The sequence below is a fragment of the Corynebacterium massiliense DSM 45435 genome (genome assembly GCF_028609805.1).
GTDB lineage: Bacteria > Actinomycetota > Actinomycetes > Mycobacteriales > Mycobacteriaceae > Corynebacterium > Corynebacterium massiliense.
Window position 1 is genome coordinate 161,405 of the sequence record NZ_CP063189.1, and the last position, 15,350, is coordinate 176,754.

Here is a 15,350-nt window from a genome sequence, read left to right on the forward strand (position 1 = left end):
TCGCCCGTGGCTTTATACCGGAAGTATCGTCCAGCAACCTTCGCTGAGGTCGTCGGCCAGGAGCAGGTGACCAAGCCGTTGTCGGCTGCTCTGGATGCCGGCAGGATTAATCACGCCTACCTGTTTTCCGGTCCGCGCGGCTGCGGCAAGACGTCCTCGGCGCGCATCATGGCCCGCTCCCTTAACTGCGTGGAGGGGCCCACCTCCACCCCGTGCGGGGTGTGCGACAGCTGCCGCTCGCTTGCGCCCGGCGGCCCCGGCAACTTGGACGTCACCGAGCTGGACGCCGCCTCCCACAACGGCGTGGAGGACATGCGTGAGCTGCGCGACCGTGCCTACTACGCGCCGGCGGAGTCGCGCTACCGCATCTTCATCATCGACGAGGCCCACATGATCTCCAATGCGGGCTCGAACGCGCTGCTCAAGGTGGTCGAGGAGCCGCCGGAGCACCTCATCTTCATCTTCGCCACCACGGAGCCGGAGAAGGTCATCGGCACCATCCGCTCGCGCACGCACCACTACCCGTTCCGCCTGCTTACCCCGCCGGCGATGCGCGGGCTGTTGGAGCGCACCGTGCAGGCCGAGGGCGTGCAGGTCGAAGACGCCGTCTACCCGCTGGTCATCCAGGCCGGTGGCGGTTCTCCCCGCGATACGCTGTCCATCCTGGACCAGCTTTTGGCCGGCGCGGGTGCCGATGGCCTCACCTACGATCTCGCGCGCCCGCTGTTGGGTGTCACCGACGTCACGCTGTTGGACAACGCGGTGGAGGCGTTGGCGAACAACGACAAGGCGACCATGTTCCGCCTGGTGGGCGACGTCATCGACGCCGGCCACGAACCGCGCCGGTTCGCCACCGACCTGCTGGATCGCCTCCGCGACCTGTTGGTTCTGCAGGTGGTTCCCGATGCGTTCGATGCCGGGCTTGTCGATGCCCCCACTGACCGCGCCGAAGCCCTGACCACCCAGGCCAAGCAGTTCAACAGCGAGCGGCTGACCCAGCTCGCGGCGATCCTCAACGAGGAGATCCCCAACCTGCGCGGTGCGACCTCGCCGCGCCTTCTGCTGGAGATCCTCTGCGCCCGCATGCTCATCGGCGTCGCCCAGAGCAGTGCCGGGGCGGCGGCCGCTCCTGCCGCGCCGGGCTCGTCTGCGGCGGGAACGACTGCCACTGGAGGCGCGGGCCAGACTGCCCCCGCCGGCGACCGCAATTCCGCGGCTGCCGCAGCCCAGGCCGCCGCGGCTGCCGCCGCTGCCGCGCGTCGCGGCCGCGAGCAGAAGAGCGACGAGAAGCCCGGGCAGTCCCAGGTGCGACCGCAAGAGCGACCGCAGGAACAGGCGCAGCAACAGCGCGCGCCGCAGCCGCAGCCGGAACAATCCCAGCCAGAGCAGGCGCCAACGCCGACGGAAGAAAAGCAGCCTGACGCGGGCGCGCAGCAGGAAGCGCAGCGCGACGCGGAAGGGCGGCGCGAGCAGGCTGGGCAATCCGCGCAGCCTGCACAGTCTGAGCAGGCAGCACAGCCTGAGCAGGTCGAGCGGCCGGGCGGCGCACCAGGCACCCAGGCCGAGTCTCAGCCGGGAGCGCAGCCGAAAACGCAATCTGGGCAGCAGCCCGAGTCGCAGCAGGAGAACGCACCGGAGCAACCGGAGCGCTCCGCGTCCGACTTGGCGGAGACCATCCGCGAGAACTGGACGCGCGTGCGCCAGGAAGTCGGCGCGAAGAACAAGGTCGCGGAGATCATGCTCACCGAGGCGCGCGTTTTGGGCATCAAAGACGCAACGCTCATGCTCGGCCACACCACGGGCGCTCTGGCTGAGCGGCTCAACGCGCCGAGCAACAACGAGCCGATTGTCGAGGTGCTCAACGACAGCTTCGGCGCACAGCTCAAGGTGAAGTGCGTGATCGGCACGGATCCGACCGCGGTGGGGCTGAGTGCTCCGCGCGAGCCGAAGCCGGCGTGGAACCCGCACAAGCGGGAGCAGGCCGACGAGTCCGACGAGGAGTCCGAGAGGCCCGCGGGGCCCGCCGCACCTTCTGAGCAGAAAGAGCCCACCGTCCAGGCCGGGGAAGTGGAGAGCGCAGGCGGCGGCGATGACGCCCGCGGTGGCGACACCGGCGGCGACGACACTGCTAGCGGTTGGGGCCAACCGCGTCAGCTAGGCGGCGCGGAAGAGCCCGAGGCAGAATCCGCGGACGCGGGGCAGGGAGCCGATGCGCCCCGCAATGAGCGCTCTGGCCTGCACACCGGGGTGCACCGTGGCGACAGTGAATCCGCGGCGCAGGACGCTACCGGTGCGCCGCAGGATGCGGCCGCTCAGCAACCCGCCACGAACCACGCGACGCCAGCCGCCAAGAAGGACGCGCCTGCGCGCAACGACTGGCAGGCGCGAATCGCACGCGCCCAAGAAGTGGCGGAAAAGCGCGGCCAGGAAGCCCGTGGCGCGACGTTCAGCAACGGTGTTCCGCTGCCGCCCGAGCCCGATCCGGAAGAGGGCGTCAATGCCCCGCCACCGGATTCGGAATACGCCGGCGACATGAGTTCCGTGCCGAGCCGCGGTGTCGGGCCATCTGCCGGTGGTGGTCCCGCTGGCGGTAACGGCACTGGCGGTAATGCCGCTGGCGGCAGCACCTTCGGGGCCGCGCCGTCTCCTGCCGGGCAGTCTCAATCGATGCAGCCGACCGAAGAAGAACAGATGATGGCGGAGTCGGCTGCCCGCGAGACCGGCGAGCACGATCACCGCAGCGCCACGGAGGTGGCCGTCGAGCTGCTGTCCCGCGAATTGGGAGCAAAGCCGCTGTAAGAGCAAGACCGCTGTGAAACAGTCGGAGGAGGACGTCAGTGACAGAATGGTTGGCCGCATCGCCGGATGGCTGGGTGGACTGGGTCTACATCCTCGTCGGGCTGGTACTGACCCTGGCTTTCGTGGAGGTCGCCGTGGCCCTTTCGCGGCGGGCGCTGCTGTGCTTCGGTGTACGCCCAGCGTGGCTCACCAGCGTCCTCGCGCTTCTGTTAGGCCTCTTTCTTTATCTCTGGCTCCTTCCCCAGATACTGAGCCCCGCCTCGGCCCGGGTAGTGGCGGTGGTGCTCACGGCACTGAATGCGGTTGAGCTGTGGCGGGAGCATCGTCGGGAAGCGAACCCCCCGCAGGGCGAGTGAAGCGGCGAGTTGGGCGGTACACTGTGGCGCGAACGAAGCGAACGATAGCCATTAGAAAAGAGGACTGACCATGACCCAGCCGAACCAGAACCCGGACATGAACGAACTCATCGCCCAGGCTGCGCAGATGCAGGCTGACCTGCAGAAGGCCCAGGAAGAAATCCTGGCCACCAACGTCGAGGGCACCGCGGGCAACGGCCTGGTGACCGTCACTATGACTGGTGGCGCGGAGCTGGTTGACCTGAACATCGATAAGTCCGTCGTGGACCCGGAGGACGTCGACGGCCTGCAGGACCTCATCATCGGCGCGTTCAAGGACGCCCACGAGAAGGCCGGCCAGCTGGCACAGGACAAGATTGGCCCGCTGTCGCAGGGTATGAACGGCGGCGCCGGCATGGACGGCCTGATGGGCGGCATGCAGTAAACACCGCATTACACTGGGCTGGAGCTTGCTGGGCTGCAGCCCAGTTTTTCGGTTTTACAACTAGCTGCACGGAAGGGTGGATGCCGCGTGTTTGAAGGACCGTTGCAGGACCTTATCGATGAACTCTCCCGCCTGCCGGGCGTCGGCCCGAAATCCGCCCAGCGCATCGCGTTTCACATCCTGCACACGGACCCGAAGGACATCGACCGCCTCCAGCAGGCGCTTGGGGCGGTGCGCGACGGCGTGACGTTCTGCCGCATCTGCAGCAACATCTCCCGGGAATCCGTCTGCCGGATCTGCATCAACTCGCAGCGCGACCGCGGCACCATCTGCGTGGTCGAGGAGCCGAAGGACATCCAGGTCATCGAGCGCACCGGCGAGTACACCGGGCGCTACCACGTGCTGGGCGGCGCGCTCGATCCGCTGTCCAACATCGGCCCGAAAGACCTCAACATCTCCCAGCTACTGCAGCGCATCGCCGGCGTGCTGCCCGACCGGGAACTCGCGGATTCCACGCCGGAGGAGCCGCAGTACGATGACGCGCCGGACATCCACGAGGTCATCCTTGCCACCGACCCGAACACCGAAGGCGAGGCCACCGCGTCGTACCTGGTGCGCCTGCTGCGGGACTTCCCGGATCTGAAGATCACCCGCCTGGCGTCTGGCATGCCGCTTGGCGGCGACTTGGAGTTCGTCGACGAGCTCACGCTTTCGCGCGCCCTGTCCGGCCGGCTAGCTATCTAACAGGCTGCGGAGATCGATCCTCGCCGTGGCATTCAGCGCGGCGTTTTCGAACTCGGCTCGCTCGAGCCGGCCGGAACCAGCCGGCATGGAACCCGCTAGCGGAACCCCGGTCACGCGCGGCATTTCTTCCAAGTTGAGTCGGGTAGCGGTGTCCATGTCTTCTGGGGCGGGCAGGCTGCCGCCGAAGAGGAAGAGGACGTCGAGGCCGCGGCGGCGGGCCTCGTTGACGGTCAACTCCGCCGTGTTGAGGCAGCCCAGGCCGAGGGATGTCACCACGATGAGTGGTGCGCCGCACGCGCCGGCGGCATCGGCAAGGCAATGATCGTCGCCCCAGCGCGAGAGTAGACCGCCAGCCCCCTCGACGAGGAGCAACGAACCGCGGGAATCGTGGGACCGCAGCCATTCTCCAATCTCGTCGGGAGAGGGGACTGCCATCCCCGCGCGCCGGGCGGAAAGGTTCGGCGCGAGCGGTTCCGGGTAGCGGCGCATCTCGATGGTGTGAAGGCCGGTCAGCGTCTCGATCGTCGCCGCGTCACCGCGCCCGTCCGGCTCACCGGTCTGCAGAGGTTTGGCCACGGTGACGTCGAGGCCTTCTGCGCGGGCCTTTACCCCGAGTGCCGCCGTGGCGACGGTCTTGCCGATGTCCGTTCCGGTGCCCGTAACGAAAACAATCACGCGTTCTTTGCCCCTTCCGCGCGAACCGCGGCGACGATGGCGGCTGCGATGCGCTCGGTTTCTTCCCTCGTGCAAATAAACGGCGGCATGGCGTAGATGAGTCGGCCGAAGGGGCGCAGCCATACGCCCTTGTCGATGGCCGCCTGGGTCGTCGTGGCCATATCCACCGCGTGGTCCATTTCCACCACGCCGATGGCGCCTTTGATGCGAACATCGGTGACGCCGGGAAGCCCCCGCGCCGCCTCGAGGGAGGTGGCCAGCGTTTCTTCAATGGCGGGGACCTGGGTTTCCCATGCCCCTTCGGCAACGATGGCGGTGGCTTCCGCGGCGACGGCGCAGGCGAGCGGGTTGGCCATGAAGGTGGGCCCATGCATGATGGCGGCGGGTTCCAGGGTGGCGGCCACGTGGCGGGTGGTGAGCGTCGCCGCGAGGGTGCAGAACCCACCGGTCAGAGCCTTGCCCACGCACAGGATGTCCGGCTCGATGTCGTTGCTCAAGGTGGTAAAAAGCTGGCCGGTGCGGCCGAATCCGGTGGCGATCTCGTCGGCGATGAGCAGGATGTCATGGCGGTCGCAGATCTCCCGGACGCCGCGGACGACGGCGGGGTCATGGAACCGCATGCCACCGGTCCCCTGCACGACCGGCTCGATGATGACGGCGGCCGTTCGGTCCGTCACCATGTCCTCGAAGGATTCGAGGTAATCGCGAATCTCTGTCTCGCTCGATCCCGCAATCGGCGGCGCCGGGGCGAAGTCTTGCTGGGCGAGGATGCCGCGCCACAGGGAGTGCATCCCGCCGTCCGGATCGCACACGCTCATCGCCGCGAACGTGTCGCCGTGATAGCCGGAGCGCCAGGTAAGGAAGGTATCGCGCTCCGGGTGGCCGCGCCCGCGCTGGTACTGCAACGCCATTTTGAGTGCTACCTCGACGCTCACGGAACCGGAGTCGGCGTAGAAGACTTGGTCGTAAACGTGGCCGGTGAGCTCGAGGAGGTTGCAGGTGAGCCGCGCGGCCGGTTCATGGGTAAGCCCGCCGAACATAACGTGGCTCATCGCATTGATCTGCTCCTTTGCCGCTTCCACTAGCCGCGGGTGGCTGTGCCCGTGGGCGGCTGCCCACCAGGAGCTCATGCCGTCGATGAGGCGGCGGCCATCGGCAAGCTGCAGGTACACCCCCTCCGTGGAGGCGACGGGGTAATTGCTGACGCCAGCAGGGGCGTACGGGTGCCAGATGTGGGCGGTGTCCATAGCGCTCACGTCGGCTGGGCCCAAACGTTGTTGTAAGGGCGTGCGGGGATCTCTATTGCTAGTGTTCAACGGCATAATTGAACACTGTACAAGGGCGGTATATACACTACGTCCGTGTCTATCTATTCGGTTCGAATGCGTGCCGCAGAAGACGGCCGGCATATCTCTGGGGCGGAAAATATTGTTCCGGCGACACAGCTCGGCCGGCTCGCGCACCAGATGGTGGAAAGGGCGTTGTGTCACCCGAAGGGTGAGCCGGGCAGTATCACCATCTCCGTTGACCGTGTAGATCCCGCTGCGGTGCGGCGCGTGAAGGCGCTGCCGGTGGTGGATATGGGAACTAGGGACACCCGTCACGCGCGGCACGTGGTGGTGGAGCTGCTGGAAAAGCACACGCCGCATGCACAACAGGTGTGGGAGCATCTCATTCGCGTACGCACTATGCGCGGCGCCATGCTTGTCGATGCCGACACCGCCGCCCGCCTTGAGCCCGACCTGCAGCGCGGCGTTCGGGTGTCCCGCATGGGTGAAGCGGATACTGACGCCGCGGCTGCCGATGTCGGCACGGTGCGCGACGTGCCGTTAAAAAGTGCCGCCCGCGAGGCCATCGTGCTGGCGACAAAGGTATTGAGTCATCCCGACATCATTGCGGAGGTCTGCATCTCAGACGATCCGGACTACACGACGGGGTATGTGGCGGATGACGGTGGCTATCACCGCATTCCGAACATTAAAAGGCGCGGTTCCCACCGGGGCGGTCGCGCTTTCCTCTGCCGCAGCGACGACGTGGATGGGCTCATTACTTACCTTGAAAGCGCGCCAGTGTTGGTCGAGGGGATCGGGGAGTAGTGGCTCTGGAGGAATGGGCGGCAGCGCGGTTAGAACACTGGCGCGCTGCGGGGCTTGTACGCCGGCCTGCCACGTTGTCCACGGCGCAGGACCCGGTCGTTGAGATAGATGCCGAGGAATTCACTCTTTTAAGCTCGTCGAACTATCTCGGGCTTTCTACCCATCCGCGGGTCATTCGTGCAGCAAGGAGTGCGCTAGAGCGGTATGGGGTCGGATCCGGAGGATCCCGGCTAACGACTGGCTCAACCTCGGTGCATGCCGAAGCAGAGAAGGCCTTTTCCCGTTTTGTGGGTTACCCCGACGGCGTCTTGTTCGCCAGCGGATACGACGCGAATATCTCCGTGTTGCAGGCCGTGGCTGGGCCGGAGACCACCATCATTTCCGATGCGAAAAACCACGCCAGCATTATCGATGGGTGCCGCTTAGCCAAAGCGCGTGGCGCGACGGTCAGGGTAGTGGCTCACCGCGACGTGTCGGCCGTAGCTGCGGCTCTTAAGGAGCGTGCGACTCCTCACACGGTGGTGGTTACCGATGGTCTGTTCTCCATGGACGGGACCGTCGCCCCGTTGCCGGATCTTGTGGAGGTGTGCCGCGCGCACGGGGCGGTACTGATGGTTGACGATGCGCACGCGATTGGAACGCTCGGTGATCAAGGGCGCGGCACGGCCGAGTATTTCGGCATGGAGGAAAAGCCCGACATCGTGGTGGCCACGGCCAGCAAGGCGTTGGGCGCGCAGGGAGGCTGCGTGCTTACCGGTTCGAACTTTGCCGAGCTACTGCGCCAGCAGGCCCGATCGTTTGTGTACTCCACGTCGCTCAGTCCCAGTGTGTGCGCAGCCATTGTCACTGCGCTGAACACTCTCGAAGAGTCCAACGAGCTCGTGGAGCGATTGCGGTACAACACGCAGTTCCTGCGTGATCGCCTGGGATTTCAGAGCCCGTACAGTGGGCCGATTGTCCCCATCTCCGTGGGTGGAGAAAAGGACGCGGTAGCAGCGGCTGACCGGCTTCGGGCGCGCGGCTGGTTCGCCCCGGCGATCCGGTGGCCTAGCGTGCCCCGCGGCGAGGCCATCATTCGCGCCACCGTTATGGCGACCCACACGGAGCAACAGTTGGCTGGCTTCGCTACTGACGTGCGCAGCCAGCTGAAATTTCGGAGCAGATGATCTGCCTTTTAACCCAGACGCTCCTTGCGCAGCTGATCGACCGCGGGGAGATCGAGCGGCTCGAGGTCGCCGAGCTTCTGGTCGGTGGCGTGGGCAAGGAGGGCATCGGCAAGCTGCGGGTTACGGGCCAGGGCCGGGCCGTGCATATAGGTGGCGATGACCGAGCCCTGGACAGCGCCCTCGTAGGTGCGCTGCGCGGAGCCGTCGCGCAGGTCGGCCGTGGCGGCCTGATCCGCATTGCCGGTGCCCGTGCGCACCGTGCCGAGCGGGCGCGCCGCCGGGCCCAGGATGGTGGCGCCGAGGTGGTTTTCAAAGCCGGTGAGCGGTTCTGTGAGCTCGGCGGTAATCGGCGAGCCGTCCGTGACCGGCGCGGAGGCCACCTCTCCGATGGCGCGCTCGGCGAGGGGGGACGTGGTGGCATCGATAAGCCCCACGCCATCGATGACCCGCCCGGAGGCACGGAAGGACTCGCCGAGCACCTGCAGTCCCGCGCACACCGCGAAGATGGGGCAGCCCGCCTGCGCCGCGCGGGTCAGCCCGCCGTCCGAGATGAGGTGCTCCGCAGCCAGGATCTGCGCGGAGTCCTCGCCACCGCCCAAGGTGTAGATGTCGAGGGACTCGGGCACTGGCTCGCCGAGGCGGATGGGGCGGATCTCCGCGTCCCAGCCGCGCAGGCGGGCGCGCTGGCGCAGGACCAGGGCGTTGCCGTCGTCGCCGTACGTTCCCAGTACGTCCGGCAGGACCAGGCCGATAGTAAGCGTGTTAGCCACGGCGGGACTCCTTCTTCTCCTCGTTGGCGGCGCGCTCCAGATCCTTCTTCAGATCCCGGAACGCGGTGTAGTTGGCCAGCACCTCAACGCGGCCGGCCGGGCAGGCCTCGATCGCCTTGAGCGGGGACGGGATGAGCTCGTGGGTGATGTCCGCGTAAACGAGCCGGACGGCGAGATCCGTGCCGCGCTCCCCGGCAGCCTTCACCGCGAGATCCCCGAAGTCCTCGAACTTCACGTCCCACAGCCAGGACATGTCCACGCCGTCGGCCACCTGGCCGTTGACCGCGATAACCAGGCCGTCGGCGTCGCGGTCCACCATGGACAGCGCCTCCTGCCAGCCGGCCGGGTTCTTGGCCAGCAGCAGGCGTACCTCGTGGTCGCCGTAGGTGATGGTGGAGTAGCGCCCGGCGACATCGTCAATGCCCTCGATCTCCGGGAGGATGCGCTCCAGGTCGGAGTCGAAAGCGGTGACCGCCGCCGCGGCGGCCTGGGTCGCATTACCGCGGTTCGCCCGCCCCGGCAGGGTGAGGTTGAGGTCGTAATCGCCGTCGGGGGAGGAAAGCTTGTCCGCATCCACCGACCAGGTCGGGGCGGGGCGGCGGAACTCGCGGCCATCGGGAAGCTTTTTCACCGCGTACCAGTCGTCATCGGTGCGGACGATGTGCCCACCGGTGCGTGGGCAGGTAACCGAATCGCCCAGCCAGCCGGCGCCGGCCGAAACCCACACGACGTTCGGCGTGTCATAAGCCACGGACGTCATGAGCACGTCGTCGCAGTTGGCGATGACGGTCATCTCCGGGTGCGCTTCTACCGCGCCGCGCAGGGCGCGCTCGATCTTGTTGATCTCACCGACGCGGTCGAGCTGATCGCGCGAGAGGTTGAGCAGCACCAGCGCGGTGGGATTGAGTGCGTCGGCCACGTGCGGGACGTGGAGCTCGTCGACCTCGAGGACGAGCGTGGAGGCGTCCTTGTTGGCCATCAGCGCGGAGATAATCCCGGCGTCCATGTTGTCGCCGCCGTCGTTGGTGGCTACCGTCCAGTCCTTACGCAGCGCCGCGGCAAGCATGCGCGTGGTGGTGGACTTGCCGTTGGTGCCGGTGACCAACACCGCCGGGCGCCCGCCGCCGAGGGAGGCCATGATGTCCGGGTCGATGGCGCCCGCGATCAGGCCACCGATCATCCCGCCGGCACCGCGGCCCGTAGCGCGGGATGCCTTCGTGGCTAGGTGCGCGGCAGTCGTCGCGGTCTGGGTGCGCAGTCGGCGCAGCGGACCAGGAAGGTGAAAACTCATGCCCCTTAGGGTAGCGACGTGACGCCGCAACACCGGTATTTCCCTAGGCCCCGCTGACGATCGGTTTACTCGCCGTGCTGCGTACCCCGGTTGTGGTGCTGGCCTTTGCCCCCGCGGTTGCGCCGGCCGCCGCGGCGCCGCCGACGCCGCTTGGGCTTAGGGGAGTGTGGCGCGTTGTCGTCGCCGCGGGAATCCTTCTTCCCGTTGCCCTCGTTGTCTCCCTGCGGCTGAGTACCCTTCTGGGCCTGGGGGCGCCCGCGGTTTTTGCCGCGGCGCCGCCGGTTGCGCTTCCCGCGCCGGTGGTTGGGCCGGTTCCCGGGGCCGCCGTTGTCCTCTTTACTGTCCAAATCGCTGGCCGGCTTGTTGCCTGCAGCCTGATTACCGCTAGGTTGCGCGCGGGAGGAACGACGGTGGGGCGCCCGCGGGGCCGTGCGGGACGTGGCGGGATCGTCCTCATCGCTGGGGAGCGCTTCCTTGATGCGCTCGAGGGCGGCGATAAAGGCGGCATCGGAAAGCAGCGGTATGCCCTTGCGCTGGGCGTGCATGGCCTTTCCGGTCAGCTCGGTGGTCTGGTTGCACACCACCACGGAGGTTTCCCGCGAAAGCTTCTCGCAGTAGTTGAGCTCCGCGCGGATGGCGGGCTCGATGACGTCGTTGGGGTCCATGCTGATTTCCGGGGCCACGACGAATTCCATCCCGCGGCGCAGCTCCTTGCCCGGCTCGTAACGCCCCGGGTTGGTGTGGATGCGGGGAGCCTCGGCGGCATCGACACGCACGGCGGAACGCTGCAGACCGAAACGATCGGCGCGCAGCTCATCCGGGGAGCGCTGCGCGAGGGTGTCCGCGCCCTTGTCGCGCTGGCACAGCCACAGCTTAATGAGCGTTTCGGAGTCTTCGCGGGAGGTCTGCGATTCCGGTACGCCCATGCGCTCCCGGGTGGCCACGGGGCTGGGAACGAGCACCCCGCAGTGCCGGGCGACCGACCCCAGGCGGGTGTCGTCGAGCTTAACGGCGTGGCGGCGGGCGCTGGCCAGCGTGTCGATGATGCGCTCCGGCGCGGGCACGTGGCCGACCTTCTGCCGGCGGCGCCGGCCTCGCCCCCGCCCGCGGGAGCGCGAACGGTTGTGGCGGGCGGCCGCCGTCAAGGCGCGGCGGGCCTCGGAGACGATAAATCCCCAGGTATACGGGGCGTCGTGGACGAGGACCACGCGGTCATCGAGAAGCCGGTCCAGCGTCTTCAGCACCGCGGAGAAACGCTGGCCGTCGGAGATCTCCTCCCGGCTCAGGCCGTGCTGGTGCTTCGGCCCCGGATCGCAGTTCGGATCGAAGACGGCGTGGAAGACCTCCCCGGTCTCACCGCTGGCGGTGCAGGTGACGATGTCGATGGAGACCATCCGGCCCGTCGCGGGGTGGATGCCGGTGGTCTGCACTGTGACCGCGGCATACGGAAAGGCGGCAACGGCAGCCCGACGCTCCTGCTCCTTGGGATGGAGCTCGGAGCCTTTGGAGCCTGCGGGGCCGTTGCCCGCGGGGGAGTCGGTCGTCGTGGTCATCGCCTACAGCTTAGTGCACCACCAGCACGTTATCGGCGACGGTCTAGTTGTCGGCCACGGCGCGGTTGACCGCCGAATTGATGGCGTGCAGAGAGGCCGCCGTGGTGGAGCCGGCGATGCCCGCACCCCACACGGTGGTCGTCCCCGTCGTCGACCCGGAGGTCTTCACATCGGCGAGGATGTAGCAGGCAGCCTCGGCGTCGTCGCCGGCGGTGCGGGCGCGCTGGAAGTAGTCGCGAACCTCCACATCGATGCCCAGCGACTCCAGAGCGTTGGCGTAGGCGGCGATCGGGCCGTTGCCGTGGCCGGTGATCTCGGTGCGCTCACCGTGGAAGTCCACCTCGGCGCGCAGATCGATGTCCGCGCCCTCGGTGACCGTGGTGTCCACGCGGAACCACAAGTCATCCAGCGGGGTGGTGCGCTCCAAGTACTCGCGGGAGAAAATCTCCCACATGTGCTGCGCGTTCACCTCGCCGCCCTGGGAGTCGGTGACCTCCTGGACCATGGCGGAAAACTCCGCCTGCATTGGCCGCGGCAGGTTCATGCCGTGGTCCGTCTTCATGATGTAGGCGATGCCGCCCTTGCCCGACTGGGAATTGACGCGGATGACCGTCTGGTAATCGCGGCCCACGTCCTTCGGGTCGATGGGCAGGTACGGCACCTCCCAGACAGTGTCGCGCAGCTCTTCCCACGTGACGTCGGTGTTGATCGCGCCGGGCTGGACCTGGTCGGCCATCGCGTCCAAGCCCTTGTTGATGGCGTCCTGGTGGGAGCCGGAAAAGGCGGTGTAGACCAAGTCGCCGCCGTAGGGCTGGCGCTCGTGGACGCGGATCTGGTTGCAGTACTCCACCGTCTCCCTAATTTCCGGCAGATCGGAGAAGTGGATCTGCGGGTCCACGCCCTGGGTGAACAGGTTCAATCCCAGGGTGACCAGGTCGACGTTGCCGGTGCGCTCGCCGTTGCCGAACAAGCAGCCCTCGATGCGGTCGGCGCCGGCGAGGAAGCCGAGCTCCGCCGCCGCGATGCCTTCGCCGCGGTCGTTGTGTGGGTGCAGCGACAAGATGATGGACTCGCGGTGGGCCAGGCGGCGGTGCATCCACTCGATGGAATCCGCGTAGACGTTCGGGGTGATCATCTCCACCGTGGACGGCAGGTTGATGATGATGGGGTCCTCTGGGGTCGGGGCCATGATGTCGACGACCGCGTCGCAGACCTCCGCGGCGAACTCCAGCTCGGTGCCGGTAAACGATTCCGGCGAGTACTGCCAGCGCCAGTTCGTGTCCGGGTAGTCTTTCGCGATCTCCTTGATCAGGTGCGCGGCGTCCGTGGCCAGCTTCTTGATGGCGGGCTTGTCCTTGCGGAAGACCACGCGGCGCTGCAGCTTCGAGGTGGAGTTGTAGAAGTGCACGATGACGTTCTTCGCGCCCTCGCAGGCCTCAAACGTGCGGCGGATGAGGTGCTCGCGCGACTGGACCAGGACCTGAATGGACACATCGTCTGGGATGAGATCCCTGTCGATGATCTCGCGCACGAAGTCGAAGTCCGTCTGCGAGGCGGAGGGGAAGCCGACCTCGATTTCCTTGTAGCCCATCTTGACCAAGAGCTGGAACATGCGCAGCTTGCGCTCCGGGCTCATCGGGTCGATGAGGGCCTGGTTGCCGTCGCGCAGGTCCACCGCACACCATTGTGGCGCATGGGTCGCCTTCTTATCAGGCCACGTGCGGTCCGGGAGGGTGATGTCTTCCACCTCAACCGCGAACGGCTGGTAGCGGTCGACCGGCATCTGGGATCCGCGCTGCTTGTTCCACGCGGGCTGATCGGGCCGGGGAGGGCCGGTCGGCGTGGTGATTTCGCGCGGGGCGGAGATATAGGAATCGCTCGGGGGCATGGCAGATCACGGCTCCTTTACTTCGGTGAGCATTCGGCAGGTGTGTGTTCGGGTGTGTGTGCGCAGTCAGCGAGGCCGCGCAAGGGAAAGGCGCGACGTGGCTGCTCTCCGCGACGGGATGCCGACCGCTAGTGCGCGGAACCGAAATCTGCGTGTGCGCGGACCGCGTGGGATCCGGCAACGGCTTTTTGTTTCAGTCCCGGGATGGGTTCCCGCCGCGGCACATAAGGAGGAGGGTGGAAACGTTGTACCGCGAAATCATGTGGCACAGCCTACAGTCGGTTCCATACAGTGACAACCGATCGCCGATTTTGTTTCATAAGGTGGGAAATGGGTTGGTTTTTGCGGGGTGGGGCGTTTCTGGGTGCGCCGCTACGATTGTCCGGGTGAAGACCCCGATTACCCCTCCAGCTACCCGGTCGGCGGAGCCGGCCTTAGCCTCGCCGCGCACCACCGCATCCCGCCTGGGCGCGGAGGGCTGGCTCATCGCCACCGGCGTGGCCGTGGCCGGGGCGGTGCTGCGCATCCTCATGTTGGCACTGTTCGCGCACGCGAATGACGATGCGACGCGGGGCCTGCTTACCAAGTGGGACGCACGGTACTACCTCGCCATCGCGGAGCACGGCTACTTCCCAGACGATCTCGCCGTCGACGGGCCCGTGCACCACTACACAATGGCGTTTTTCCCTGGGTATCCCTTCTTGGTCCGCGCGGTGACGTGGCTGGGTGTCCCGCCACTGGTCGCGGCCGTTCTGGTGAGCATCGCGGCGACGGTCGCGCTCGCGGGCGCGGCAATGGCGCTGGCAGCCCGCCTGCGCCCGCAGTGGTGCGACAATCGTGCGGCGCAGACCGCGGCGGCGGTAGTGGTGACCAGCGCCCCGATGGCAATCGTCTTTGCCATGCCGTACACCGAGGCGCTTTTCGGCGCGCTGTGCCTGTGGGCCCTGGTGGCGCTGTGCGATAGGCGGTGGCTTCTGGCCGGGCTGCTGACCGCCGCGGCGGCCGCCACCCGGCTGACCGCGGTGGACCTCATCGCCGCCTTCGCGGTCACGGTGCTCATGTGGGGGCGCACCGAGTGGCGGGCCTGGGCGGGCCTGGTCATCTCCCCGCTGCCGCTCGTGGGATACCTCGCGTGGGCGAACGCGCACCTTGGCGATGTCGGCGGTTACTTCGGTACCCAGCAGGAGCATTGGAACTCCAGCTTTGACTTCGGGGTGTCCACGGTGAAGTGGGTGTGGACGCAGGCGACCACGGCGGACAACGCCGGCTACTTGCTGAGCTGCCTGGCCATCGTCGCCGCGCCGCTGCTGCTCGCCGCCACCTGGCGCCGCGTCCCGTGGCCGGTGTGGCTGTTTGTGGCAGCGCTTATCGCCAACGTCCTGCTCTCCGACGGGATTATGCACTCGCGCCCGCGGCTGCTGCTCCCCGCGGTGGTGCTGGCCATCCCTTACGTTGCCCAGGCAGTCACCGGGCCGCGGCGCGTCCGCCGGGGCGCCTGGTGCGCGGTGGCGGCGTGGGTGCTATTTGGCGCGTGGTTTTCCGCCTACATGCTGGCGGTCTTCGAGTGGGCGATCTAAAACGGTCCGCT

Annotated in this window: 13 protein-coding genes; 7 read left to right on the forward strand and 6 right to left on the reverse strand. The window is 67.1% G+C overall.

What is annotated here, in order from left to right; translation table 11 throughout:
- The first annotated feature begins 6 nt into the window (after positions 1 to 6).
- From CMASS_RS00795 to recR, 4 genes are all read left to right on the forward strand, one after another.
- Entirely contained in the window at positions 7 to 2,799 is a 2,793-nt protein-coding gene (locus tag CMASS_RS00795; protein ID WP_022863761.1) for a DNA polymerase III subunit gamma and tau, read from the forward strand.
- Between the two features lie 38 nt (positions 2,800 to 2,837).
- Entirely contained in the window at positions 2,838 to 3,155 is a 318-nt protein-coding gene (locus CMASS_RS00800) for a hypothetical protein (protein ID WP_022863762.1), read from the forward strand.
- Positions 3,156 to 3,225: 70 nt separating this feature from the next.
- Positions 3,226 to 3,579 (forward strand): YbaB/EbfC family nucleoid-associated protein, encoded by a 354-nt coding sequence (locus CMASS_RS00805; RefSeq protein ID WP_022863763.1) that lies wholly within the window; start codon positions 3,226 to 3,228, stop codon positions 3,577 to 3,579.
- Positions 3,580 to 3,666: 87 nt separating this feature from the next.
- Complete coding sequence (gene recR / locus CMASS_RS00810) at positions 3,667 to 4,323, forward strand: recombination mediator RecR (RefSeq protein WP_022863764.1); 657 nt, start codon at positions 3,667 to 3,669, stop codon at positions 4,321 to 4,323.
- On the opposite strand, the gene bioD is transcribed toward recR, so the two are convergent.
- Both bioD and CMASS_RS00820 read right to left on the reverse strand, forming a co-directional pair.
- Entirely contained in the window at positions 4,312 to 4,998 is a 687-nt protein-coding gene (bioD, locus tag CMASS_RS00815) for a dethiobiotin synthase (protein WP_022863765.1), read from the reverse strand. The two genes, recR and bioD, sit on opposite strands and share 12 nt — an antisense overlap.
- Positions 4,995 to 6,245 (reverse strand): adenosylmethionine--8-amino-7-oxononanoate transaminase, encoded by a 1,251-nt coding sequence (locus CMASS_RS00820; protein ID WP_022863766.1) that lies wholly within the window; start codon positions 6,243 to 6,245, stop codon positions 4,995 to 4,997. Before CMASS_RS00820 ends, bioD begins: the two co-directional genes overlap by 4 nt.
- A 114-nt stretch (positions 6,246 to 6,359) precedes the next feature.
- Here CMASS_RS00820 and CMASS_RS00825 point away from each other — a divergent pair, with 114 nt between their 5' ends.
- Both CMASS_RS00825 and CMASS_RS00830 read left to right on the forward strand, forming a co-directional pair.
- Positions 6,360 to 7,094 (forward strand): 6-carboxyhexanoate--CoA ligase, encoded by a 735-nt coding sequence (locus CMASS_RS00825; protein WP_027018827.1) that lies wholly within the window; start codon positions 6,360 to 6,362, stop codon positions 7,092 to 7,094.
- The gene (locus CMASS_RS00830; protein WP_027018828.1) at positions 7,094 to 8,260 is read left to right on the forward strand and encodes an aminotransferase class I/II-fold pyridoxal phosphate-dependent enzyme; all 1,167 of its coding nucleotides are present in this window, start codon (positions 7,094 to 7,096) and stop codon (positions 8,258 to 8,260) included. Before CMASS_RS00825 ends, CMASS_RS00830 begins: the two co-directional genes overlap by 1 nt.
- 8 nt (positions 8,261 to 8,268) lie before the next feature.
- Here CMASS_RS00830 and CMASS_RS00835 read toward each other — a convergent pair whose 3' ends face one another.
- The 4 genes from CMASS_RS00835 to leuA all read right to left on the reverse strand — a co-directional run bounded on the left by CMASS_RS00835 (position 8,269) and on the right by leuA (position 13,762).
- Positions 8,269 to 9,030, reverse strand: a complete 762-nt coding sequence (locus CMASS_RS00835) for a type 1 glutamine amidotransferase (RefSeq protein WP_022863767.1) — start codon at positions 9,028 to 9,030, stop codon at positions 8,269 to 8,271.
- Entirely contained in the window at positions 9,023 to 10,321 is a 1,299-nt protein-coding gene (locus tag CMASS_RS00840; RefSeq protein WP_022863768.1) for a Mur ligase family protein, read from the reverse strand. Before CMASS_RS00840 ends, CMASS_RS00835 begins: the two co-directional genes overlap by 8 nt.
- Positions 10,322 to 10,386: 65 nt before the next feature.
- Positions 10,387 to 11,874, reverse strand: a complete 1,488-nt coding sequence (locus CMASS_RS00845; RefSeq protein WP_022863769.1) for a DNA polymerase III subunit epsilon — start codon at positions 11,872 to 11,874, stop codon at positions 10,387 to 10,389.
- Between the two features lie 43 nt (positions 11,875 to 11,917).
- The gene (gene leuA / locus CMASS_RS00850; protein WP_022863770.1) at positions 11,918 to 13,762 is read right to left on the reverse strand and encodes a 2-isopropylmalate synthase; all 1,845 of its coding nucleotides are present in this window, start codon (positions 13,760 to 13,762) and stop codon (positions 11,918 to 11,920) included.
- A 386-nt stretch (positions 13,763 to 14,148) separates the two neighbouring features.
- Here leuA and CMASS_RS00855 point away from each other — a divergent pair, with 386 nt between their 5' ends.
- Positions 14,149 to 15,339, forward strand: coding sequence for a mannosyltransferase family protein (locus tag CMASS_RS00855; protein ID WP_022863771.1), 1,191 nt, complete (start codon positions 14,149 to 14,151; stop codon positions 15,337 to 15,339).
- Positions 15,340 to 15,350 lie beyond the last annotated feature (11 nt).